At 70.7% G+C, this 24,406-nt stretch carries 19 protein-coding genes; 5 read left to right on the forward strand and 14 right to left on the reverse strand.

The features are described 5' to 3' along the window. Positions 1–102 precede the first annotated feature (102 nt). The 4 genes from ACIRF9_RS22395 to ACIRF9_RS22410 all read left to right on the forward strand — a co-directional run bounded on the left by ACIRF9_RS22395 (position 103) and on the right by ACIRF9_RS22410 (position 6,017). Positions 103–1,353, forward strand: coding sequence for a toll/interleukin-1 receptor domain-containing protein (locus tag ACIRF9_RS22395; protein WP_403824868.1), 1,251 nt, complete (start codon positions 103–105; stop codon positions 1,351–1,353). Positions 1,354–1,459: 106 nt separating this feature from the next. Beyond that, positions 1,460–2,317 carry an AAA family ATPase gene (locus tag ACIRF9_RS22400; RefSeq protein WP_403824871.1) on the forward strand — a complete coding sequence of 286 codons (858 nt, stop codon included), beginning with the start codon at positions 1,460–1,462 and terminating at the stop codon, positions 2,315–2,317. Then, positions 2,314–3,312: a hypothetical protein gene (locus ACIRF9_RS22405; RefSeq protein ID WP_403824874.1), complete on the forward strand. Its 999-nt coding sequence runs from the start codon at positions 2,314–2,316 to the stop codon at positions 3,310–3,312. The genes ACIRF9_RS22400 and ACIRF9_RS22405 overlap by 4 nt, the downstream gene beginning before the upstream one ends. Further along, positions 3,309–6,017, forward strand: coding sequence for an esterase/lipase family protein (locus ACIRF9_RS22410; RefSeq protein WP_403824876.1), 2,709 nt, complete (start codon positions 3,309–3,311; stop codon positions 6,015–6,017). Before ACIRF9_RS22405 ends, ACIRF9_RS22410 begins: the two co-directional genes overlap by 4 nt. Before the next feature lie 19 nt (positions 6,018–6,036). On the opposite strand, the gene ACIRF9_RS22415 is transcribed toward ACIRF9_RS22410, so the two are convergent. Continuing rightward, positions 6,037–7,464 carry an RsmB/NOP family class I SAM-dependent RNA methyltransferase gene (locus ACIRF9_RS22415; protein ID WP_403824879.1) on the reverse strand — a complete coding sequence of 476 codons (1,428 nt, stop codon included), beginning with the start codon at positions 7,462–7,464 and terminating at the stop codon, positions 6,037–6,039. A 126-nt stretch (positions 7,465–7,590) separates the two neighbouring features. Further along, a complete protein-coding gene (fmt, locus tag ACIRF9_RS22420) occupies positions 7,591–8,523 on the reverse strand; it encodes a methionyl-tRNA formyltransferase (RefSeq protein WP_403824882.1) in 933 nt (310 codons plus the stop codon). Between the two features lie 272 nt (positions 8,524–8,795). Here fmt and ACIRF9_RS22425 point away from each other — a divergent pair, with 272 nt between their 5' ends. Further along, a complete protein-coding gene (locus ACIRF9_RS22425; RefSeq protein ID WP_403824885.1) occupies positions 8,796–9,338 on the forward strand; it encodes a hypothetical protein in 543 nt (180 codons plus the stop codon). A 99-nt stretch (positions 9,339–9,437) separates the two neighbouring features. Here the strand turns inward: ACIRF9_RS22425 and ACIRF9_RS22430 are convergent, their stop codons facing one another. From ACIRF9_RS22430 to ACIRF9_RS22485, 12 genes are all read right to left on the reverse strand, one after another. Then, complete coding sequence (locus tag ACIRF9_RS22430; protein WP_403824888.1) at positions 9,438–11,594, reverse strand: primosomal protein N'; 2,157 nt, start codon at positions 11,592–11,594, stop codon at positions 9,438–9,440. Between the two features lie 145 nt (positions 11,595–11,739). Beyond that, entirely contained in the window at positions 11,740–12,963 is a 1,224-nt protein-coding gene (metK, locus tag ACIRF9_RS22435; protein ID WP_403824890.1) for a methionine adenosyltransferase, read from the reverse strand. A 239-nt stretch (positions 12,964–13,202) separates the two neighbouring features. Continuing rightward, entirely contained in the window at positions 13,203–14,405 is a 1,203-nt protein-coding gene (gene coaBC, locus ACIRF9_RS22440; RefSeq protein WP_403824893.1) for a bifunctional phosphopantothenoylcysteine decarboxylase/phosphopantothenate--cysteine ligase CoaBC, read from the reverse strand. 129 nt (positions 14,406–14,534) lie between these two features. Continuing rightward, positions 14,535–14,804, reverse strand: a complete 270-nt coding sequence (rpoZ, locus tag ACIRF9_RS22445; protein ID WP_005485492.1) for a DNA-directed RNA polymerase subunit omega — start codon at positions 14,802–14,804, stop codon at positions 14,535–14,537. A 52-nt stretch (positions 14,805–14,856) separates the two neighbouring features. Next, positions 14,857–15,414: a guanylate kinase gene (gmk, locus tag ACIRF9_RS22450; RefSeq protein ID WP_403824896.1), complete on the reverse strand. Its 558-nt coding sequence runs from the start codon at positions 15,412–15,414 to the stop codon at positions 14,857–14,859. A gap of 60 nt (positions 15,415–15,474) precedes the next feature. Continuing rightward, complete coding sequence (locus ACIRF9_RS22455; RefSeq protein ID WP_003977346.1) at positions 15,475–15,798, reverse strand: integration host factor; 324 nt, start codon at positions 15,796–15,798, stop codon at positions 15,475–15,477. A 279-nt stretch (positions 15,799–16,077) separates the two neighbouring features. After that, positions 16,078–16,920 (reverse strand): orotidine-5'-phosphate decarboxylase, encoded by an 843-nt coding sequence (pyrF, locus tag ACIRF9_RS22460; RefSeq protein ID WP_403824898.1) that lies wholly within the window; start codon positions 16,918–16,920, stop codon positions 16,078–16,080. Then, positions 16,917–18,023 (reverse strand): quinone-dependent dihydroorotate dehydrogenase, encoded by a 1,107-nt coding sequence (locus ACIRF9_RS22465; protein WP_403824901.1) that lies wholly within the window; start codon positions 18,021–18,023, stop codon positions 16,917–16,919. Before ACIRF9_RS22465 ends, pyrF begins: the two co-directional genes overlap by 4 nt. A gap of 87 nt (positions 18,024–18,110) precedes the next feature. Beyond that, complete coding sequence (gene carB, locus ACIRF9_RS22470; protein ID WP_403824903.1) at positions 18,111–21,419, reverse strand: carbamoyl-phosphate synthase large subunit; 3,309 nt, start codon at positions 21,417–21,419, stop codon at positions 18,111–18,113. Further along, positions 21,412–22,554 carry a glutamine-hydrolyzing carbamoyl-phosphate synthase small subunit gene (gene carA / locus ACIRF9_RS22475; RefSeq protein ID WP_403824907.1) on the reverse strand — a complete coding sequence of 381 codons (1,143 nt, stop codon included), beginning with the start codon at positions 22,552–22,554 and terminating at the stop codon, positions 21,412–21,414. The genes carB and carA overlap by 8 nt, the downstream gene beginning before the upstream one ends. Further along, positions 22,551–23,123, reverse strand: coding sequence for a hypothetical protein (locus ACIRF9_RS22480; protein WP_403824910.1), 573 nt, complete (start codon positions 23,121–23,123; stop codon positions 22,551–22,553). The genes carA and ACIRF9_RS22480 overlap by 4 nt, the downstream gene beginning before the upstream one ends. Next, entirely contained in the window at positions 23,120–24,406 is a 1,287-nt protein-coding gene (locus tag ACIRF9_RS22485; RefSeq protein ID WP_403824913.1) for a dihydroorotase, read from the reverse strand. Before ACIRF9_RS22485 ends, ACIRF9_RS22480 begins: the two co-directional genes overlap by 4 nt.

The following is a 24,406-nucleotide window of genomic DNA, read 5'->3' on the forward strand; positions in this document are numbered from 1 at the left end:
TTTCATGATGCCAGGTCAAATCGACTGTTCGCGTTGACCGTTGAAGGATCACTCTGGGACTCTCGACGGACCGGGCGGACAGGCGGGAATGGTCGGCAGTCAATGGTGATGCTCTTCATCAGTCACAGCTCACGAGGAGACGCAAACGCCAATGCCGTACGTCAAGCCGTACAGGCGGCCGCGGAGAAGAGCTGTTGGTCCGTCAAAGTCGATATGGACGCCCTTGAGCCCGGGGACGAATGGCGTTCCGTCATCTACCACTGGGTCGCGGACTGCGACGCCGCGGTGATCCTGCTCAGCGCCGCGGCGATGAAATCCACATGGGTTCGCAGAGAGGTCAACCTGCTTCTGTGGCGTCGCGCCCTCGGGTCGCCGGTGACCATCATCCCCGTTCTGCTGGAAGACATCTCTCCGCCGGAAGTCCGAAGATCCGAGCTGTCGCAACTGTCCAACCTGCAGTGCCTCGTTCAGCGTCCCGGCAAGCGAGGCGGCACCCCCAGGGGAATGGCCGCACAAGTCGTCGGCCGCTTGCCCCGGCTCAACGCGATGGTCAGGGACAGCGCGCATCTGTCCCGCATGAGGGACTGGACCGAAAGCATCATGACCTACCTGAGCCGCGTGCCGGAAAGCCCGCTCCAGTCCGCGGTACGACTGCTCACGGCCGACGACGTCAGGAACTTTCCCTCGGCACACGAAGGCCGTCGGTGTGTCGCCCATCAACTCCTCGGCCACCCGAGCGGAGAACGCGTCCATGACGCACTGACGAGAATCGTCGGGAAGATCGAAAGAGACGACCTCACGCGTCTCGGACGTCTCTTACGACCCGTGTGGATCAACGCGGAGGCGGCCAGGTGGCTGCTCCCGTCCGACGGCCCGGTGGTCATGGCGCTCAACACCTCCCGCCCCGAGACCGCGGAGCAGTACATCGACCGTGCGGCCTGCTGCTCGTACACCCACTGGTACCGGACCGTCAGCCTGCTGGCGGGTGAGGGGCAGCACGAGGAGTTCATGGCCATGTGCGAAGACGCCGTCCGGAGTCTGGCCCACCTCGAGGAGGGCGACCCCATCGAAGACGCGCGGCCGTACTCGAGCGAAGTCCTCTATCTCATCCTCGATCCCCAGGATGTTCCTCTCGAGGACGTGGGCGCACTGGTCGCAGATCTCGGTGACCGGTTTTCCTGGCTGAACATACTCGTACTGACCGGCGCCCCCTCCCGTGACGCCACCTGGGCCGCGGAGCAGGGTCTCGACTGGCTCAAAGTGCTGCAACCGGCGCTGGCGGCGACGGACGAGAACGAGGCACGGCGGGCGGCGCTGGCGATGAGACAACTCATGAAACGGGCCGGCGCGTGAAAGGGAGGTCGCAGTGGTGACCGGACCAACAAAATCGATGCACGGGCCGGACGGGCGTGACGGGAGGGCCTATGTCACATCGGAACCGCTTCTGCTCGCCGCGGAGGTGGCACTCGCGACACGACGCCCGCTGCTCCTGCGCGGGGAGCCCGGCACGGGGAAGTCGTCCTTCGCGGCTTTCATGGCTCGCCAGCTGAACTGGTCCTACTACGAGCACGTGGTGACCTCACGGACCCAGGCCCAGGACCTGTTGTGGACCTTCGACCTCGTCCGTCGGCTCGCGGATGCCCAGGTGGGGCGTCTGAAGGAGCCCAGTGCGTACCTCGAACCAGGAGTGCTGTGGTGGGCCTTCGCACCGCGGTCGGCTGCGGCCCAGGGTGCCGGAAACGTGGTGCCGCGAAGCACCGCGCAGGAGCACTCGGTTCCCGCCGAGCACCCCTCCGCCCCACGCTGCTCGGTCGTGCTCATCGATGAGATCGACAAAGCGGACCCGGATGTTCCCAACAGCCTTCTGGTCCCGCTCGGTTCGCACTCCTTCACGGTGAGCCACACCGGCACCGTCGTACGCGCCGAGGCCGGCGGCGCCTCCCCCACGGCCCAAGGCTCGCCACTGATCATCTTGACGACGAACGAGGAGCGCGAACTCCCCACCGCGTTCCTCCGCCGTTGCGTCGCGGTCGTGCTGCCGGAACCCACGCGCGAACAACTGCTCGCTGTCGCCGGCGCGCATCTAAATGCGTACGAGGGTGGCGCCCGCCCAGCAGACATGAGTCTCGCCGACGAGCTCGCGCACACCGTGATCTCCCTTCGCGAGGAGGCAAAGAGGAATGCGACCCGACCGCCCAGTACGGCCGAGTATCTCGACGCTCTGGACGCCTGCCGGCGCCTCGGCATCACCCCTCGGAGCGAGCAATGGCAATGGCTGAAGGAAATGGCCCTGGTCAAGACCTCCCACCTGGGATGACGCCGGGGTCTGCGCAGGTCTGGCTCGGCGACCTGGTACGAGCCATGGCCGCGAGCGCCGCCGATCGGGCAGCCGCGCGGGACATCGCCGAGCTCATGGGCCTGCTGCGCGTGCCCACCTTGGGCACCGAGGCCATCGAGTACTCGCCCTTCCCGGACGACGAGGACGATCACGACGGCGGGCCGGACACGGAATTCGCCGACTGGCCGACGCTCCCCGGCGCCGATCCGGCCGAGGAGCAGGAGGAGGTGAGCGAGGCGTTCGCGGCAGAGCTCCCCGTCCTCTCCCCCGTGGGCCGTACGACGGTCACCGAGGTCGACTGGGAAGGGGTGCCGTCGCTGGCGGAGGCGACGGCCGGCCAAGCGGCCCCGGCACCGCAGGCTCCACCGCTGCTGCGGCCACGCTCCGCCCGGGCGATCCTGAACAGCGCACTGGCCGTTCCGGACGAGCAGATCGGTCCCGTCGACATCGATACGCTGGTGGACGCGTACGCACAGCACCGGGTGTGGACCCAGCTGCCCCGGCAGCCCCTGCCGACCCTGCGATTCGGGGTACAGGTCCTCGTCGACCTGGGGGACGGGATGCAGCTCTTCGCACGAGACCAGAAACAACTGCTCCGACAGGTGCAGGCCATGGTGGGACGGGAACGCCTCGACATCCTGTACTTCTCCGACTCACCGCTGCGCGGCAGCGGACCGGGGCAACGCCGTTCGTGGGGCCCCTACCGCCCACCGGCCAAGGGGACACGCGTCCTGCTGCTGTCCGATCTGGGCGTGGGCGGGGAACCTCTTCGTCCACGACGCGCGTCCACCGAGGTGTGGCTGCGTCTGGCGCAGGTCGTCAGACGCGCCGGCTGTGGCATGGTGGCGCTGGTTCCGTACCCGAAGCACCGTGTGCCGCGCGTCCTCTCCTCACGGATGCCGGTCATCACCTGGTCCGAACGCACCACCGTCAGCACGGTGAACTCGGCGCTCTCCGCCGGGCGCAGGTCATGACCGGGTTCCTGGACGAGCCGGACCTGCGGCACATACGAGAGTGCGGCCCGCCGTCGCTGCCACGTCCCCTGTACGACTTCGCCGCGGTCCTGAGCGTCGCTCTGCGTATCGAGCCAGAGTTGATCAGGACTGTTCGAAGAGAGCTGTTTCCCCGGTTGGACGTGGACGCCGAAGGCGACTTCTGGTTCAGCGATCTGGTGCTCTCCCGCGGCCCGAAGGGCGTCGTCCTCGACCCGGAAGCGCGCCGGAACCTCCATGGTCATCTGGCCCAGATGGTGGCGACCCAGCCGTCCGCTGATCGTGTTCATGGCGTGTGGGACTGCATCGCGGACGTCCACCGGCGCCTGTCTCCCGCTCTGCGACTGGAGGAGTACATCACCTGGCTGGCGCTGTCGGGACGCGCGCAGGACATCGACGCGGCGCTGGCACCCGCTCTCAAAGCGGTGATCGTGGAGGACCGCGAAGGCGTCGCCAAATGGTTCGCGTCCGCCTGGTACCGGCTGCCCGCGCCCGCGCAACAAACGGCGGCCGCCTGGAAACTGGCTCATGTGTCCCTGCGGCACCAATCGCGCCGCCGGCCTCACTTCGCCTCCACTCCCCCACTCACCGCCACCGACCTGAACGACGTCGTGCATCTGCTCGACGACGCGCACATCAACGTACGCAGAACCGGCGATCTCATCGAACTAGGCAACCTCGGCCCCGGCCGGGGCGCTCGTTCCCTTTCCATTCCCGACACGTACCCGAGGCTCCTCACTCTCGTGGACCCCGCCGCGGTCGAAGAGGAGCACATCTCCGTCGCGCCCGGCGAGGTGGTGAGCCGTCGTGTGGGTCCGCAGCCGGTCCGGCTGCGGACCGCACGAGGCCTGGAGTACGAACTTCCCGCCCCGGACTCCGGGGCCCCGGAACGCAGGGGGCTGTTCATGGCTGTCGTCCCCGACGACCATGAGCGGGACCACCCCGCCGGGTCGGCGGCGGTCCGTCGGCTGACAGGCGTCCTTCGGAAAGCGGGGTACGACACACGCACCACCATGGATCTGTCCGAGGCGGCAGCCCTGGCCGGGGACTTCTCGACGGTCCTGGTACTCGTCAGCGGCCATGCTGTTCGCCGTGCCGAGGACGGATCGCTGTTTCTGACCTCGGACGGCGTAACCGACGGCATCGACACGGGTGCTGCCGTCGAGAACGTCGAGGCCGTCCTCGCCTCCGTTCGCGCGGAGCAGTTCCTGCTCGTCCTGGACCTGTGCGAAGTGCGGGGGCCCGACGGACGGACCACCCTCGCGCCTTCGCCCTCCGAGGAGAGGCACTGGCGCGGCAGGTTCGTCTCCCATGCCCCGCACCGGTCGGGGAGCGATCCATCGCGTCTGGTCGAAACCCTCTGCGACCTGCTCACGCGCGGGCCTGCTCCCGAGGCACGGGACGCATGGCACGCGGACAGGGAATTCATCACCGGTGAGGACCTGTGCACGACAGCCCTCGCGCATGTCCCGCACCATGCCAGCTTTGCGTCACGCGGACAGGCCCGCCCCATGTTCCCGAACCCCGGATACGGGACGGAAGCGGCCGCGGAAACCCACACCCCCTCACCCACGCGTACCGACCCGCCGCGCAGCGAACGACCCGCCGTGACCGACCTGGTGGTGGTGCTGCCGACGTTCATGGGCAGCACCCTGCGTCAGGGGAACAAGACGGTCTGGGGTACGGCCCCGACAGAGATGATGCGCATGGCCCTCCGGGCCCCGGCTCTGTTCCGCACGCTCATGCTCCCTGACGACATCGGCGACGGACCCGCCCCGGACGGCGTCATTCCCGCCGCCCTCATACGCGACGTCGTAACGCTTCCGGGCGTGTCCATCACCTCGGGATACGACAGGCTGTTGTCCTTCCTCCGTCGCCTGGGATGCCGTGACGTCACCGTGGGGACCGGGTCGGCACCCGGCAACCTGCTCCCGCTCCCGTACGACTGGCGGTTGTCCAACCGCCAGGTGGGTGCGTGGCTCGGCACCGTCATCGAACCGGTGCTGGAACGCTGGCGTGCCCAGGGCGGGCCGTACCACGACGCCAAAGTCATCTTCGTCTGCCACGGAACCGGCGGACTGGCCGCCCGCTGGTACACCGCGCATGCCGACGGGGCAGCCATCACGAAATGCCTCATCACCATCGGCACCCCCCTGCGCGGACTGCCCAGAATGGCGCACCAGATGGTTCACGGCAGCGGCATGGTGCGTGCGATGCGGGAAGCGTCCAGCGCGTTCCTTCGCACGCTGCCGGCCGCCTATCAGTTGCTCCCTCAGTACGCCTGCGTGGAGCGAGGAGTAGAGCTCGTCCCGCTCACCGAAGAGCCCCTCCCCCCGCTCCACCCGGCCAAGGTCCGTGACGGAGTGCGTTTCACCACGGAGTTGCTGGAGACCGAACTCGCCCAACCGGACGGACTGTTCGAGCGGTACTCCATCATCGGGACGGGACAGCCGACACCGACGACACTGCGCATCGCCGACGGCGTCGTCACCATGCTCGACACTTACCGGGGAGAGGACTTCTCCGGCGACGCCACCGTCCCCAGGGTGAGCGCGTTCCGACCGGGCGAGGGGCTCCGGTCCGTCCAGACCGTGCAGTCCCGGCACGGTGATCTGCACACCAATTCCCAGGTCCTCTCGGGCCTGGAGATGGCCATCGTCCGCAGCCCCCTAAACAACGTTCGTTAGCGGACGTGCTCGGCACGCCTCAGCCGGTCCGGCGGATGAGCGCCAGGTACATGGCGTCGGTGCCGTGCAGATGCGGCCACAGCTGTACGTCGGGCCCCTCGCCGAGCATCGGCATGCCGGGCAGCATCGCCCGCGCGTCGATGAGCTCGGTCTCCGGGAACTGCTTGAGCACGTCGGAGACGACGGCCCGTGTCTCCGCGAGGTGCGGGGAGCAGGTGGCGTACCCGACGACACCCCCGACCCGGACGGACTCCAGCGCGGTCCGCAGCAGCCCGCGCTGCAACGGCGCGAACCCTTCGAGATCCTCCGGCCGGCGCCGCCAGCGCGCCTCGGGCCGCCGGCGCAGCGCGCCGAGCCCGGTGCAGGGCACGTCCATCAGCACGCGGTCGAAGGAGTCTGGACGCCACGGCGGCCGGGTCCCGTCGGCGGCGATGACCTGGTAGGGCCCGGGATTGCCGTGCAGGGCCTTCGCCACGAGGCCCGCGCGGTGCGGCTGCTTCTCGGAGGCGAGGAGGGTCGCCCCGCGTTCGGCGGCGAGCGCGGCAAGCAGCGCGGCCTTGCCGCCGGGTCCGGCGCACCCGTCGAGCCACTTCTCGTCCCGCCCCTCCAGCGGCACGTTGGCGAGGGCGAGCGCGACGAGCTGGCTCCCCTCGTCCTGCACTCCCGCGCGCCCCTCCCGTACGGCGTCGACGGCCCCGGGCTCCCCGCCCTCGGTGAGCCGCACGGCGTACGGCGACCAGCGCCCGGGCACGGCGGCCTCCTCCCGGAGCAGTTCGTCGGCCGTGGCCCGCCCGGGCCGGGCGACGAGGGTCACCTCGGGCCGCTCGTTGTCGGCCTCGAGCAGTTCCTCGATGCCTGCGCGCCCGCCGCCGAGCGAGTCCCACAGCGCGGAGACCACCCAGCGCGGGTGCGAGTGCACGACGGCGAGATGGTCCTCGGGATCGTCGTCGTAGGGCGGCGCGATCTGCTCCAGCCACCCGTCGAGATCGTGCTGGGCGACCTTCCGCAGCACGGCGTTGACGAACTTCGCCCGCCCGTCCCCGAGCACGACCCGCGCGAGCTCGACGGACGCGGACACCGCGGCGTGGGTCGGAATCCGCGTCCCGAGCAGCTGATGCACGCCGAGGCTGAGCACGTCGAGCACCGGCGGGTCGACCTCCCGCAGCGGCCGGTCGACACAGGCCGCGATGACGGCGTCGTACGTCCCCTGCCGCCGCAGTGTCCCGTAGACCAGCTCGGTGGCGAGCGCCGCGTCCCGTCCGTCGAACTTGTCGGGCCCTTCCTTCTCCCGCGCCTTGCGCAGCAGCGGCGGCAGCACCAGGTTGGCGTACGCGTCCCGCTCGTCCACGGCCCGCAGCGCCTCGAAGGCGAGGATGCGGACAGGATCCTTCTGGGGCCGACGGTAGGGCTTGGCGGGCTTGCGGGGACGGCGGGACTGGTCGCTCACGAAAAAGGTGCTCCGGATTGCAGGATGAAAGACGCGTCCAGCGTACGTCGTGAACGCCGGGCCGGTGCAGGACCGTTACGCCCTGCCCCGCTCACCGCCGCCGTACGCGGAGCCGGTGCAGGACCGTTACGCCCCGACCCGCTCGCCCTCGCCGATACGCACCCCGCGCGCCCAGTCGGCCGCCCGCATCGGCTTCTTGCCCTGGGCCTGCACCCACAGCAGCTCGACGGCGTGCGACCCGGTGCCGACGTGGACGCTGTTCTTGCCGACGGCCAGCGCACCCGGCGCGAGATCGTCGCGTCCCGGGACCGGCTGCACCTGGATGAGCTTGAGCCGCTCGCCGCGGAAGGTGGTCCAGGCGCCGGGGGCCGGGGTGCAGCCTCGCACGACACGGTCGACCCGCAGCGCGGGCGCGGCCCAGTCGACCAGGGCGTCCTCGACGGTGATCTTCGGGGCGAGGGTGATGCCGTCGCCGGGCTGCGGCACGGCCTTCAGGGTGCCGTCCTCGATCCCGTCCATGGTCGCGGCGAGCAGCCCGGCACCGGCGAACGCGAGGCGCGTCAGCAGGTCACCGCTGGTGTCGGTGGGCCGGATCACCTCGGTGACGGTCCCGTAGACCGGACCGGAGTCGAGCCCTTCCTCGATCAGGAACGTGGAGGCCCCGGTGATCTCGTCCCCCGCCATGAGGGCGTGCTGCATGGGCGCGGCGCCGCGCCAGGCGGGCAGCAGCGAGAAGTGCAGGTTGACCCAGCCGTGCGCGGGGATGTCGAGGGCCACCTTGGGCAGCAGGGCCCCGTAGGCGACGACGGGGCAGCAGTCCGGCGCGATCTCCCTGAGCCTCTCCAGGAACTCCGGCTCCCGGGGCCGACCGGGCTTCAGCACCTCGATACCCGCCTCCTCGGCCCGCTGCGCGACCGGAGACGCGACCAGCCTGCGCCCCCGCCCGGCCGGAGCGTCGGGGCGCGTCACCACGGCGGCCACCTCATGCCGCCCGGAGGCGATCAGAGCGTCCAGAGCGGGAACGGCGACCTCGGGGGTACCGGCGAAGACAAGCTTCATGAAGAGACGGGCCTCTCGGACGAACGAACGACGGGCAACGCACAAGTTTATGGGGCGGCGGCACGAGGGAGAGCCCCCGACGTCGCTCGGCCCCCACGGGAAAGGTGCACCTCTCTCCCCACTGGAAACGGGCGGTGCCCGGGTGGGAAAACAGGCCACAAGGGGGCGCCCGCATATGCCCATACGCCCCCACACCGTGACCAGCGGAGCGAACCCGCGTTGGTCAAGAAAGAGTTGACCTTCTCCTCAACGCCGGTTCGAGAGGCTTGTTCATGGCCGACCATGCAACCCACGACGCCCAGGCCCGGGCCAGCCTGCATTTGCTGGTGCGGGACATCGAGCGGGTCCGCCGGCAGGTGGACGCGCTGCGCACCCTCACCGCCCAACTGGGCAACGTCTACCGCCCGCGCCGCTCCGGCCCCTCCACGGGCTTCGTCGTCTACGGACGCGCCCCCGCCCCGACGGTCCGCCTCGCCCAGGAACTCCGGGACAGTGTCGAGACCCTGGTCACCGCGGCGGTGGACTTCGACCGTTCACTCGGCTTCTCGTGGGACGCGGTGGGCTCCGCACTCGGAGTCACCAAGCAGGCGGTCCACCGCCGCTACGGCTCCCGCCGAGCCGCCGCCCAGGCGCCCGCGGAGACCGAACGCACCCCGGAGGCGACCAGCCCCCGCACGGTCAGCGTGAACACGGGCATCCCGACGGTCCCCACCGTCCCCGCCGCCCGCTCCATGCCGACCCAGCCGACGGCGGGCAGCCCGGCCCTGCGCGACGAGGTGAGACCGACCGCGTTCCCCGGCCCCCGCAACGGCTGACACACCCCCCACATCGCCCTCTCGGCCCCTCCCGAGAGGGCTCCCGCACATCCACCCGCGCCCGTGCGCGAGCCACCGGCCCCGCGCACAGGCACACCCTCACCCGATGTCCACCGGATCGATCCGCACCCACACGGCTTCCTCCCCGCCCCGGGCCGTCCGGGCCATCCGAGCCGCCTGCGCCGCCTTCACCGCGGAGGCCAGCGCCGCCCCCCTCCCCGGCGGCACCCGGATCAGCGCCCGCTCCCAGTGCTCACCGGGAGGCGGCGCCCCCGGTCGCCGAGGCCGCCCCGGCGGAGTCACCGGCAGGGGAACCGGCCCCAGCACCTCCGCCTCCCCGGGCAGCTCGACCGCCCCCAGGAACGCGGCCACCGCCTCCCCCGTCCCGGACACGGCCGCCATCCGCGACACCGGCGGAAAGCCCAGCTCGGCCCGCTCGGCGAGCTCCCGCAGCGCATGTCCCACGGGGTCCCACCGCACCAGCGCCTGCACGGGCCGCAAGGTCGGCTCGGCGACCACCACCACGGTCCCGCCGTCCCCCTGCGGCCGCACCAGCGCCGCGGCCGCGATCCAGCGGCGCAGCGCGTCCTCACCGGCCCGCAGATCGGGCCGCCCCAGCATGGCCCACCCGTCGAGCAGCAGCGCCGCCGCGTACCCGCCCTCGGCCACCGGCTCGGCCCCCGGCGTACTCACGACCAGCGCGGGCGCCCCCGGCACCGTGTCCAGCACATGCTCCCGCCCGGACGTCCGCACCGGTACGGCGGGAAACGCCCGCCCCAGCTCCTCGGCGGTCCGCCGCGCCCCCACGACCTGGGCCCGCAGCCGGAACGACCCGCACTCCGGGCAGTGCCACGCGCTCTCCTCACGCCCGCACCACCCGCACCACAGCGCCCCGCCGTCCCGCGCCTCCAACGGCCCGGAGCAGTGCCGGCACCGCGCGGCGGCCCGGCACTGCGCACACGCCATCCGCGGTACGTACCCGCGCCGCGGCACCTGCACGAGCACCGGCCCGTGCCGCAGCCCCTCCCTGGCCGCCCGCCAGGCGAGGGTGGGCAGCCGGGCGGCGCGCGCGGCCTCGTCCCGCGCCAGGTCCTGGTCCCCCACGGTCCGCACCAGCGGCGCGGCCTGCCGCACCTGCTCGCGCGCGCCGACCAGCGGCCGCGCCCACCCGCTCTCGACGAGCTGCGCGCCCTCCACCGTGCAGCTCCAGCCCCCCATCAGGAACCCGCACCGGTCCTGCGCGGCCCGCAGCAGCAGTACCTCGCGCGCATGGGGCTGCGGCGCGTGCTGCTCGCTGTGGCTGTCGTCCCCGTCGTCCCAGAGGGCGACGAGTCCGAGGTCCCGTACGGGAGCGAACATCGCGGCCCGCGTCCCGACGACGGCCCGTACGGACCCGCGCCGCACGGCCAGCCACTCGCGATACCGCTTCTCGGGCCCGGCATCGGCGGTGAGCAGCGCATGCCGCCCCTCCCCCAGCAGAGCCGTCAGTGCCGCGTCGACCCGAGCGGCGGCCCGCCCGTCCGGTACGACGACGAGCGCGCCCCGTCCTGAGGCGAGCGTCGCGGCGACGGCCCGCGCCAGCTCCTCGCTCCACTCGGGCCCGGGCAACGCGTTCCACACGGCGCGCGGCGCGCCCCCCGACGCCAGGGACTCCAGAAAGGCTCCCCCACGCTCGTACCGCACCCAGGACCCGGCCGCCGGTGCCGGTGGTGGGGGCATGGGGGCAGGTGAGGGCCGTTGCTCGGCACGCGCGTTGCGCGGCGGCACGGCCAGTTGCAGCACATCGGCCAGACTCCCGGCGTACCGGTCGGCGACGGCCCGCGCCAGTCCCAGCAGCTCGGGACTCAGCACCGGCTCGGGCGACACGACCTGGGCGAGGGCCGCGAGCGGTCCGGAGTAGTCGGACGAGGCGAGGCGCTCGACGAGGAACCCGTCGATGAGCCCCCCGCCCTCGCGGCGCCCCTCACGCACCCGGCCCCGCCCGGCCCCGAACCTCACACGCACCCGCACTCCCGGCTGCGCGTCGGCGTCCAGGTCGGCGGGCACGGCGTAGTCGAAGTACCGGTCCAGATGCAGCACGCCCTTGTCGACCAGCACGCGCGCGACCGGCAGTTCCCCCGCCAGCGCGGCTCCGCGCCAGGTCCGTGGTTTGGCCCGGGGCACCTTCGCCTGCCGCACGCTCTCCCGGATCAGCGCGAGCTGCTCCGGGGGCGCGCCCTCCCCGCCCCCGCCCCCCTGCCCGTTCTCGCTGCTCACCCCTGCATTCTTACCGAACCCCACTGACAACGACCCCCGCGGAGAAGCAGGAGGCCTGGCGGCCCCCCGCACACAACGACGTCGGCTCCCGAGACCCTCAGGTCCCGGGAGCCGACGTCACACAGATGGTGGACCGAACGGAGTCCTACAGCCCCGCGGCCTTGCGCAGCGCGTCCACGCGGTCCGTCTTCTCCCAGGTGAAGTCGGGCAGCTCGCGGCCGAAGTGGCCGTACGCGGCGGTCTGGGCGTAGATCGGGCGCAGCAGGTCGAGGTCGCGGATGATCGCGGCCGGGCGGAGGTCGAAGACCTCGTCGATGGCCTTCTCGATCTTCTCGGTCTCGACCTTGTTGGTGCCGAAGGTCTCCACGAACAGACCGACCGGCTCGGCCTTGCCGATCGCGTAGGCGACCTGGACCTCGCAGCGCGCGGCGAGACCCGCGGCGACCACGTTCTTCGCGACCCAGCGCATGGCGTACGCGGCCGAACGGTCGACCTTGGACGGGTCCTTGCCGGAGAAGGCGCCGCCGCCGTGCCGGGCGAAGCCGCCGTAGGTGTCGATGATGATCTTGCGGCCGGTGAGGCCGGCGTCACCCATCGGGCCGCCGATCTCGAAGCGGCCGGTCGGGTTGACCAGCAGACGGTAGTTCTCGGTGTCGAGCTTGATGCCGTCGTCCAGGAGCGCCTTCAGCTCCGGCTCCACGACGAACTCGCGGATGTCGGGAGCCAGCAGGGAGTCCAGGTCGATGTCGCTGGCGTGCTGCGAGGAGACGACGACCGTGTCGAGGCGGACGGCCTTGTCGCCGTCGTACTCGATGGTGACCTGGGTCTTGCCGTCGGGGCGCAGGTAGGGGATGGTCCCGTTCTTGCGGACGTCCGACAGGCGCTTGGACAGGCGGTGCGCCAGGAAGATCGGCAGCGGCATCAGGGTCGGCGTCTCGTCGGAGGCGTAGCCGAACATCAGGCCCTGGTCGCCGGCGCCCTGCTTGTCGAGCTCGTCGCCCTTTTCCCTCTGGGAGGCACCCTCGACCCGGGACTCGTACGCCGTGTCGACGCCCTGCGCGATGTCCGGGGACTGCGCGCCGATGGACACCGAGACACCGCAGGAGGCGCCGTCGAAGCCCTTCTTCGAGGAGTCGTAGCCGATCTCGAGGATCTTGTCGCGCACGAGCTGGGGAATCGGCGCGTAGGCCTTGGTGGTGACCTCACCGGCCACGTGCACCAGACCGGTCGTGATCAGGGTCTCGACGGCGACGCGGGACGTCGGGTCCTCGCGCAGCAACGCGTCGAGGATGGTGTCGCTGATCTGGTCAGCGATCTTGTCGGGGTGACCCTCGGTCACGGACTCCGATGTGAACAGGCGACGGGACACAACGCTCCCTGGGGTTGCAGCGGCTGCTGGCTGATCATTGGCGGACACGACGGGAGCTGCGCCCGGCGTCGTCCGGGAACAGTTTATCGGTCGAGCCCGACCACCGGCCCACCTGTCTCGCCTCTCGGGAGCGCTGTGACCTGCGGCACGGGCATTCTGCCGAATGCCGAGCGCCCTTGGCCAGGGTCGCCACGCCCGAATCGAGCGGCGTACGAGGGAACGGCGAGCGCATCAAACAGTCAGCTCAGGCGTGGCGTCACGAGGTCCCACACGATTTCGGCCAGGGCTTCCTTGGGGCCGTGCGGCACCGGGGTCTCGCTGCCGTCGGCGCCCAGGACGACCGCCTCGTTCTCCTCGGAGCCGAAGGTTCGGCGCTCACCCACCTCGTTGACCACCAGCAGATCGCACCCCTTCCGCCGCAGTTTCGTCCGGCCGTTGGCGAGCACGTCGTCGGTCTCGGCGGCGAAGCCGACGACCACCTGTCCGGGGCGGGCGCGGTCGGCGGAGATCTCCGCGAGGATGTCCGGATTCCGTACGAGGACGATCGGGTCGGGTTCCTTCCCGTCCTTCTTCTTGATCTTCCCGGCGGCGTAGGTCTCCGGCCGGAAGTCGGCCACGGCGGCCGCCATCACGACCGCGTCGGCGTCGGCGGCCGCCTTCAGCACCGCCTCGCGCAGCTGCACGGCCGTCCCGACCTGCACGACGTCGACGCCCGCCGGGTCGGGCAGGCCGGTGTTCGCCGCGATCAGCGTGACGCGGGCGCCCCGGGCGGCGGCGGTGCGGGCGAGGGCGTAGCCCTGCTTGCCGGAGGAGCGGTTGCCGAGGAAGCGGACCGGGTCGAGCGGCTCGCGGGTGCCGCCGGCGCTGACCACGACGTGCCGGCCGGTGAGGTCGGGTTCGCGCACCCCCCGGGCCAGGACGCGGCGGCAGACCTCGAAGATCTCGGCGGGGTCGGGCAGCCGTCCCTTGCCGGTGTCGACGCCGGTGAGGCGGCCGACGGCCGGCTCGATCACGACGGCGCCGCGGCGGCGCAGTGTCGCCACGTTCTCCTGGGTGGCCGGGTGCTCCCACATCTCGGTGTGCATCGCGGGGGCGAAGACGACGGGACAGCGGGCCGTGAGCAGGGTGTTGGTGAGGAGGTCGTCGGCGAGGCCGTGGGCGGCCTTGGCGAGCATGTCGGCGGTGGCCGGGGCGACGACCACCAGGTCGGCGTGCTGCCCGATGCGGACGTGCGGGACCTCGTGGACGTCGTCCCAGACCTCGGTGGAGACGGGGTTGCCGGAGAGGGCGGACCAGGTGGCGGCACCGACGAAGTGCAGGGCGGAGGCGGTGGGCACCACGCGCACGTCATGGCCGGACTCGGTCAGTCTCCGCAGCAGCTCGCAGGCCTTGTAGGCGGCGATGCCACCGCTGACCCCCAGCACGACCTTGGGCTTGTCCACCGTCTCTCCCCGGCACTCGGCTCCCGTGCGCCCGGCAGGAGCGCACCCCTCCATCACACACCACAGGCCCGGCAGTCGTACTGCCGGGCCTGTGGAAAACTCAGCTGCGAGCTGAAAGTACTACTACTGCTACGCGGGACCCTCGACGGCCTCGGACGTCAGCAGACCAGCGTTGATCTCGCGCAGGGCGATCGAGAGCGGCTTCTCGTGGACGTGGGTGTCGACGAGCGGACCGACGTACTCGAGGAGGCCCTCGCCGAGCTGCGAGTAGTACGCGTTGATCTGACGGGCCCGCTTGGCCGCGTAGATCACGAGGCTGTACTTCGAGTCGGTGGCCTCGAGGAGCTCGTCGATCGGGGGGTTGATGATGCCCTCGGGCGCGGAGATGGAAGAGGACACGCTCTACCTTCCGATGGATGGGAAAAGAATGATCGTGATCACAGGACCGTGATCACAGGACATCCATCAAGGCTAGCAGCTCACGCGCCACATCCTCGACGGAGGTGTTGACCAGGGTCTCGTCGAACTCCGGCTCGGCCGCGAGTTCGATCTTCGCGGCGTCCAGGCGGCGCTCGATGACCTCGGGCGGCTCGGTGCCCCGCCCGGTGAGTCTGCGCACGAGCTCCTCCCAGGAGGGAGGGGCCAGGAACACCAGCTGGGCCTCCGACATGGACTCGCGGACCTGTCGGGCGCCCTGGAGGTCGATCTCCAGGAGGACGGGTTCACCGGCCTCCAGGCGCTCCAGCACGGCGCCACGCGGCGTGCCGTAGCGGTTGCCCGCGAACTCGGCCCACTCCAGCAGCTCACCGTTGGCGATCAGCTTGTCCATCTCGTCGTCGGTGACGAAGAAGTAGTGGACACCGTCCTGCTCGCCCGGGCGGGGCTTGCGGGTCGTCGCCGACACCGAGAGCCAGACCTCGGGGTGTTCCTTGCGCATATGGGCGACGACCGTGCTCTTGCCGACCCCGGAGGGGCCGGAGAGCACGGTCAGCCGCGGACGTTCACTCATGCAGCGATTATTCCAGCAATCCCGGAGTGCCCGGGACTCCCTTCCCGGCAGTGCCCGGACTCAGGAGCCGGTGCTGCCGAACTCACGCTCCAGGGAGGCGATCTGGTTGGAACCGAGACCCCGCACGCGGCGGCTCTCGGAGATGCCGAGTCGCTCCATGATCTGCTTGGCACGGACCTTGCCCACGCCCGGCAGGGACTCGAGCAGGGCGGAGACCTTCATCTTGCCGATGACGTCGTTCTCCTGACCCTGCTTGATGACCTCATGCAGGGAGGCGCCGGAGTGCTTGAGTCGATTCTTGACCTCGGCCCGCTCCCGGCGAGCCGCGGCGGCCTTTTCGAGCGCGGCTGCGCGCTGTTCGGGGGTAAGGGGCGGAAGAGCCACGCCTACGTCACCTCGGATGTCGAACTGTCGGATACGGACCGGTGAGGAACCTAGTGGCCCCACACCTAGGGAGCTACGAGCAACACGCTCTGCCCGTTCACTCTGCTCGGAGACTAGCGGCCAAGTCCGCCTGAGTCAGCGAGAACAGAGGAAAAGTCCTGGTCAGCCTCTGTCAGGACGGGATATTTCAGACATAGTGCCCTGGATTTGAGGATGTATCCAGCCTCAAATCGGCTACGAAGCACTCATCGGAGGTTTGAAACGCCCTCGGACCGGCCCTCAGGAGGACTCCAGCGTGACGCGGATCTCGTCCGCGAAACGGTCCGAGGCGTCACGCAGCGCGACCACGTCGGGACCGTGGCGCAACACTCCGCGGCTGACGTTCGGCACCACATTGCGCAGCGCGGACCCGAACACCCCGGGAAGATCGGCCGGCGTCGCCCCCTGAGCACCCACACCGGGCGCCAGGAGCGGCCCGTTGATGTCGAGGTCGTACGACGAGAGGTCACCCAGCGTGGCCCCGACGACCGCCCCGAAGGATCCCAGGGGCTCCTCGCCCGCGTTCTCGACGGCCAGATGGGCCAGCATGGTCGCGCCGACGTCACGGCCGTCCGCCCGCACCGCGTGCTGGACCTCGCCGCCCTCGGGGTTGGAGGTCAGCGCCAGCACGAAGAGACCGGCGCCGTTCTCCCGGGCGAGCGCGAGGGCCGGGCTGAGCGAGCCGTACCCGAGGTAGGGCGAGACGGTCAGCGCGTCCGAGAACAGGGGCGCGTCCTTGTGCAGGAAGGACTCGGCGTACGCGGCCATGGTCGAGCCGATGTCGCCGCGCTTGGCGTCCATGACCACCAGGGCTCCGGCGGCCCGTGCCTCCTGGACCGACTTCTCCAGGACGGCGATCCCGCGCGAGCCGAACCGCTCGAAGAACGCGCTCTGCGGCTTCAGTACGGCGACCCGGTCGGCCATCGCCTCGACGACCGTGCGGCTGAACCGCTCCAGACCCGCCACGTCGTCGTTCAGCCCCCATGCGGCGAGCAGGGAGGCGTGCGGGTCGATGCCGACGCACAGCGGGCCGCGCTCGTCCATCGCCCGGCGCAGACGCGCGCCGAAGGGCTCCAGAGTCATGCCGTCTTCCTCACGTCGGCGCCGACCGCGTCGGCGAGAGTGGCGTACGGGCTCGTGCGCAGCCGTGCGGCGAGCCCCTGGTGGAGGGCGCGAGCGTAAAACGGCCCCTCGTAGATGAAGGCGCTGTAGCCCTGCACGAGCGTGGCACCGGCCAGGATGCGCTGCCAGGCGTCCTCGGCGTTCTCGATGCCGCCGACGCCCACCAGGGTGATCCGGTCGCCCACGCGCGCGTAGAGGCGCCGCAGCACCTCCAGCGAGCGCGCCTTGAGCGGCGCCCCGGAGAGGCCGCCGGTCTCCTTCACGAGGGAGGGCTCGGACCTCAGGCCGAGGCCCTCGCGCGCGATGGTGGTGTTCGTGGCGATGATCCCGTCCAGGCCGAGCTCCACGGCGAGGTCGGCGACCGCGTCCACGTCCTCGTCGGCGAGGTCCGGGGCGATCTTCACCAGCAGCGGCACGCGCCGCGAGGTCACGGTACGGTCGGCGGCCTCCCGGACCGCGCTCAGCAGCGGCCGCAGCGCCTCGGTGGCCTGGAGGTTGCGCAGCCCCGGAGTGTTGGGCGACGACACGTTCACGACCAGGTAGTCGGCGTACGGCGCGAGGCGCTCGGTCGACTTCACGTAGTCGGCGGCCGCCTCCTCCTCCGGTACGACCTTGGTCTTGCCGATGTTGACGCCCACCACGGTCCTGAAGACGGGCGTACGGGACGCCAGGCGCGCGGCGACGGCCAGCGAGCCCTCGTTGTTGAATCCCATGCGGTTGATGAGCGCCCGGTCCTTCACGAGCCGGAAGAGGCGCTGCTTGGGGTTGCCCGGCTGGGCCTCCCCGGTGACGGTGCCGATCTCGACGTGGTCGAAGCCCAGCATCGACATGCCGTCGATCGCGACCGCGTTCTTGTCGAAGCCGGCGGCGAGCCCGAACGGGCCGTGCATGCGCAGCCCGAAGGCCTCGGTGCGCAGCTCCTTGTGGCGCGGCGCGAGGGCGGCGGCCACGAAGGTGCGCAGGACGGGGACGCGGACGGCGAGGCGGATCCAGCGGAAGGCCAGGTGGTGGGCCTGCTCGGGGTCCATCCGCTTGAACACGAGATTGAAGAAGATCTTGTACATGGTTCCCTCATGAAGAGCCGCATGAAGAGCCTCGTGAAGAGCCTCGTGAAGAGGGGGACACCGTTTCCGGTGTCCCCCTCAGGGCTGCTAGTCGCGGGCCGCGGTCAGGTGTTCCGCGTGTTCCTGGAGCGAGCGGACGCCCACGTCGCCGTGGTTGAGGGCGTCGATGCCCTGGACGGCGGCGGCGAGTGCCTGGACCGTCGTCAGGCACGGGACGGACCGCGCCACGGCCGCCGTACGGATCTCGTAGCCGTCGAGGCGGCCGCCGGTGCCGTACGGGGTGTTGACGATGAGGTCGACCTCGCCGTCGTGAATGAGCTGGACGATGGTCTTCTCGCCGTTAGGGCCGACGCCCTCGAACTGCTTGCGCACGACCGTGGCCTTGATGCCGTTGCGCTTGAGGACCTCGGCGGTGCCGGAGGTGGCGAGCAGTTCGAAGCCGTGGGCGACCAACTCGCGCGCCGGGAAGATCATCGAGCGCTTGTCGCGGTTGGCGACCGAGATGAACGCGCGGCCCTTGGTGGGCAGCGGGCCGTAGGCGCCCGCCTGCGACTTGGCGTACGCCGTGCCGAAGACGGAGTCGATGCCCATGACCTCGCCGGTGGAGCGCATCTCCGGGCCGAGGACGGTGTCGACGCCGCGGCCGGAGGTGTCGCGGAAGCGGGTCCACGGCATCACGGCCTCCTTGACGGAGATCGGCGCGTCCAGCGGCAGCTCGCCGCCGTCGCCGGTGGCCGGGAGCAGTCCCTCGGCGCGCAGCTCGGCGACGGTCGCGCCCAGCGAGATGCGGGCGGCGGCCTTCGCGAGCGGTACCGCGGTCGCCTTCGAGGTGAAGGGGACCGTGCGGGAGGCGCGCGGGTTGGCCTCCAGGACATAGAGGATGTCCCCGGCCATGGCGAACTGGATGTTGATCAGTCCGCGTACGCCGACCCCTCGGGCGATGGCCTCGGTGGAGGCCCGCAGGCGCTTGATGTCGAAGCCGCCGAGGGTGATCGGGGGCAGGGCGCACGCCGAGTCGCCGGAGTGGATGCCGGCCTCCTCGATGTGCTCCATCACGCCGCCGAGGTACAGCTCCTCGCCGTCGTACAGCGCGTCGACGTCGATCTCGATGGCGTCGTCGAGGAAGCGGTCGACCAGGACGGGCCGGGTGGGGCTGATCTCGGTCGACTCGGCGATGTAGGAGGCGAGGCGGGTCTCGTCGTAGACGATCTCCATGCCGCGGCCGCCCAGGACGTACGAGGGCCGAACGAGGACCGGGTAGCCGATCTCGTCCGCGATGGCCTTGGCCTCGGCGAAGGTGGTGGCGGTGCCGTGCTTGGGGGCGGGGAGACCGGCCTCGGCGAGCACGCGCCCGAAGGCGCCCCGGTCCTCGGCCGCGTGGATGGCCTCCGGCGAGGTGCCGACGATCGGCACGCCGTTGTCCTTCAGGGCCTGCGCGAGGCCCAGCGGGGTCTGGCCGCCGAGCTGGACGACGACACCGGCGATCGGGCCGGCCTGGGCCTCCGCGTGGACGATCTCCAGCACGTCCTCGAGCGTCAGCGGCTCGAAGTACAGACGGTCGGAGGTGTCGTAGTCGGTGGAGACGGTCTCCGGGTTGCAGTTGACCATCACGGTCTCGTACCCGGCGTCGGACAGCGCGAAGGAGGCGTGGACGCAGGAGTAGTCGAACTCGATGCCCTGGCCGATGCGGTTCGGGCCGGACCCCAGGATGATCACGGCGGGCTTCTCGCGCTGCGCGACCTCGCTCTCCTCGTCGTAGGAGGAGTAGAAGTACGGCGTCCTCGCGGCGAACTCGGCGGCGCAGGTGTCGACCGTCTTGTAGACCGGGCGGACCCCGAGCGCGTGCCGGACCTCGCGGACGACGTCCTCGCGCAGGTCGCGGATCTCGCCGATCTGCTGGTCGGAGAAGCCGTGCCGCTTGGCCTCGGCGAGCAGGTCGGCGTCCAGGCGGTCGGCGGCGGCCAGCTCGTCGGCGATCTCCTTGATGAGGAAGAGCTGGTCGACGAACCAGGGGTCGATCTTCGTGTACTCGAAGACCTCCTCGGGCGTGGCGCCCGCGCGGATGGCCTGCATGACCGTGTTGATCCGGCCGTCGGTCGGGCGCACGGCCTCTTCGAGGAGGAGAGCCTTGTCGCCGGGCTCGCCGACGAAGGTGAACTGGCTGCCCTTCTTCTCCAGCGAGCGCAGCGCCTTCTGGAAGGCCTCGGTGAAGTTGCGGCCGATGGCCATGGCCTCGCCGACCGACTTCATGGTGGTCGTGAGGGTGGAGTCGGCGGACGGGAACTTCTCGAAGGCGAACCGCGGGGCCTTCACGACCACGTAGTCGAGCGTGGGCTCGAAGGAGGCCGGGGTCTCCTGCGTGATGTCGTTCGGGATCTCGTCGAGCGTGTAGCCGACGGCGAGCTTGGCGGCGATCTTGGCGATCGGGAAGCCGGTCGCCTTGGAGGCGAGGGCCGAGGAGCGCGACACGCGCGGGTTCATCTCGATGACGATCACGCGACCGTCCTCGGGGTTCACCGCGAACTGGATGTTGCAGCCGCCGGTATCGACGCCGACCTCGCGGATGACCGCGATGCCGATGTCCCGCAGGATCTGGTACTCGCGGTCGGTCAGGGTCATCGCCGGGGCGACGGTGATCGAGTCGCCGGTGTGCACGCCCATGGGGTCGAAGTTCTCGATGGAGCAGACGACCACGACGTTGTCGTGCTTGTCGCGCATCAGCTCCAGCTCGTACTCCTTCCAGCCGAGGATGGACTCCTCCAGGAGCACCTCGGTGGTCGGCGAGAGCGTGAGGCCCTGGCCCGCGATACGGCGCAGCTCCTCCTCGTCGTGGGCGAAGCCGGAGCCGGCGCCGCCCATGGTGAAGGAGGGCCGCACGACGACCGGGTAGCCGCCGAGCGTGTCCACGCCCGCCAGGACCTCGTCCATGGAGTGGCAGATCACGGACCGGGCGGACTCGCCGTGCCCGATCTTGCGGCGGACCTCCTCCACGACCTCCTTGAAGAGGTCGCGGTCCTCGCCCTTGTTGATGGCCTCGACGTTGGCACCGATCAGCTCGACGCCGTACTTCTCCAGGACGCCGTTCTCGGCGAGCGAGATCGCCGTGTTGAGGGCCGTCTGACCGCCCAGGGTGGGCAGGAGCGCGTCGGGGCGCTCCTTGGCGATGATCTTCTCGACGAACTCCGGGGTGATCGGCTCGACGTAGGTGGCGTCGGCGATCTCCGGGTCGGTCATGATCGTCGCCGGGTTGGAGTTGACCAGGATGACGCGCAGGCCTTCGGCGCGCAGGATGCGGCACGCCTGGGTGCCGGAGTAGTCGAACTCGGCGGCCTGGCCGATGACGATCGGGCCGGAGCCGATGACCAGGACGGACTGGATATCGGTGCGCTTAGGCACGCTGGCCCTCCATCAGGGATACGAAGCGGTCGAACAGGTAGGCGGCGTCGTGCGGGCCGGCTGCCGCTTCGGGGTGGTACTGGACGGAGAAGGCCGGCTGGTCGAGCAGCTGCAGCCCCTCCACGACGTCGTCGTTCAGGCAGACGTGGGACACCTCGGCCCGCCCGAACCTCGTGTCGCTGATCTTGTCGAGCGGCGCGTCCACGGCGAAGCCGTGGTTGTGCGCCGTGACCTCGACCTTGCCGGTCGTACGGTCCTGGACCGGCTGGTTGATGCCGCGGTGGCCGTACTTCAGCTTGTAGGTGCCGAAGCCGAGGGCGCGGCCGAGGATCTGGTTGCCGAAGCAGATGCCGAACAGCGGCGTCCTGCGCTCCAGCACGGCGGTCATCAGGGCGACGGGACCGTCGGCGGTGGCCGGGTCACCGGGGCCGTTGGAGAAGAAGACCCCGTCCGGGGCGACCGCGTAGACGTCGTCCGCGGTGGCCGTCGCCGGGAGCACGTGCACCTCGATGCCCCGCTCGGCCATGCGGTGCGGGGTCATGCCCTTGATCCCGAGGTCGATGGCGGCGACGGTGAACCGCTTCTCACCGATCGCCGGGACGACGTAGGCCTCCTGGGTGGCGACCTCCTCGTACAGGCTCGCGCCCTTCATGTGCGGCTGTGCCTGCACGCGCGCGAGGAGCTCGGTCTCCGAGACGATGGCCTCGCCGGAGAAGATGCCGGCCCGCATGGAGCCGCGCTCGCGCAGGTGCCGGGTGAGGGCGCGGGTGTCGATGCCGGAGATCCCGACGATGTTCTGTCGGCCCAGCTCGTCGTCCAGGGAGCGCTTGGCGCGCCAGTTGGACGGCACGCGCGCGGGGTCGCGCACGACGTAGCCGGAGACCCAGATGCGGCTCGACTCGTCGTCCTCGTCGTTCCAGCCGGTGTTGCCGATCTGCGGGGCGGTCGCGACGACGATCTGGCGGTCGTACGACGGGTCGGTCAGGGTCTCCTGGTAGCCGGTCATACCGGTGGAGAACACCGCTTCGCCGAAGGTCTCCCCCACGGCCCCGTAGGCACGGCCGCGGAAGATCCGGCCGTCCTCCAGGACGAGTACGGCGGGAGTCTTCGCAGCTCCCCTGGTGGAGGTCGTCATCGTTCGGCGCCTTCCGTCGTGTTGTTCTTGATCATGGAGTTGATGGCCTCGACCCACTCGGTGTGCTCGGCCGCGTGGTCCGAGCGGAAACCGGAGTCGATCAGCTTGTCGCCGTGCGCCCAGGTCACCACGAGCAGCCCGCCCTCGGTGAGGACCTTGCCGGCGATGCCCTTGCCGAGCAGGGCCTCGCGCAGGGCGCCGGCCGGGACGAAGAAGTCGGTCGCGCCGGGGCGTACGACGTCCAGTCCCGCGTCCGTCAGGGTGAGCTCGACCCGGCTGCGGGTACCCAGGCCGTGCGCCACGATGCGGTCGAGCCACTGCCCGGCGGTGGTGGAGCCGTGGTAGCGGCCGCTCATCGTCAGTCTCGCCGCACCCGGCTCGGAAGGCGCGGTGGGCAGCTCGGGAATGTCGCCCTGGAGCGTGCCGCGCCACTTCCAGCCCTCACGCATCAGCCAGTAGACGAGCGCGACGAAGAGTCCGAGGCCGACCACCCAGCCGATCCGCGCGGCCCAGTCGGTCACTTCAGCCGATTGCTTCCCGGCCGCGAGCAGTAGTGCTGCAGATGTCACGTGAGCTTCCCGTCGACGAGCGTGGCCTTGCCCCGGAGCCACGTGTGCGTCACACGGCCCGGCAGCTCACGCCCCTCGTACGGGGTGTTGCGGCTGCGCGAGGCGAAGCCCGCGGGGTCCACGGACCCACGGTATGCCGTGTCGACGAGCGTGAGGTTGGCGGGCTCACCTGCCGAGACGGGACGTCCGTGGCCCTTCGCCCGGCCGATCTTCGCGGGCTTGAAGGACATGCGGTCGGCGACCTCGGCCCAGTCCAGCAGGCCCGTCTCCACCATCGTCTCCTGGACCACCGACAGCGCCGTCTCCAGGCCGACCATGCCCATGGCGGCCGCGGCCCACTCGCAGTCCTTGTCCTCGTGCGGGTGCGGGGCGTGGTCGGTGGCGACGATGTCGATCGTGCCGTCGGCGAGCGCCTCGCGCAGGGCGCGCACGTCACGCTCGGTGCGCAGCGGCGGGTTGACCTTGTAGACCGGGTTGTACGACCGGACCAGCTCGTCGGTGAGGAGCAGGTGGTGCGGGGTCACCTCGGCGGTGACGTCGATGCCGCGGGACTTGGCCCAGCGGACGATCTCGACCGAGCCGGCGGTGGAGAGGTGGCAGATGTGGACGCGGGAGCCGACGTGCTCGGCGAGCAGGACGTCCCGGGCGATGATCGATTCCTCGGCCACCGCGGGCCAGCCCCCGAGCCCCAGCTCGGCGGAGACGACGCCCTCGTTCATCTGGGCGCCCTCGGTCAGCCGCGGCTCCTGCGCGTGCTGGGCGACGACCCCGCCGAAGGCCTTCACGTACTCCAGGGCGCGCCGCATGATCACCGCGTCGTCGACGCACTTGCCGTCGTCGGAGAAGACGGTGACCCCGGCGGCCGACTCGTGCATGGCGCCGAGCTCGGCGAGCTTCCTGCCCTCCAGGCCGACGGTGACGGCGCCGATGGGCTGTACGTCGCAATAGCCGTGCTCCTGGCCGAGCCGGTAGACCTGCTCGACCACGCCGGCGGTGTCGGCGACCGGGAAGGTGTTGGCCATGGCGAACACGGCCGTGTAGCCGCCGGAGGCCGCCGCGCGCGTGCCCGTCAGGACGGTCTCGGAGTCCTCGCGGCCCGGCTCGCGCAGATGGGTGTGCAGGTCGACCAGGCCCGGCAGCAGCACCTTGCCGGCGGCATCGACGACCTCGGCGCCCTCCGCGCTGAGCCCGGCGCCCACCTCGGCGATCACGGCCCCGTCGATCAGGACGTCCTGCGGCTCGCCGCCGAGCACCTTCGCACCACGGATCAGGATCTTGCTCAT

Source organism: Streptomyces sp. NPDC096132 (genome assembly GCF_044763345.1).
Classification (GTDB): Bacteria; Actinomycetota; Actinomycetes; order Streptomycetales; family Streptomycetaceae; genus Streptomyces.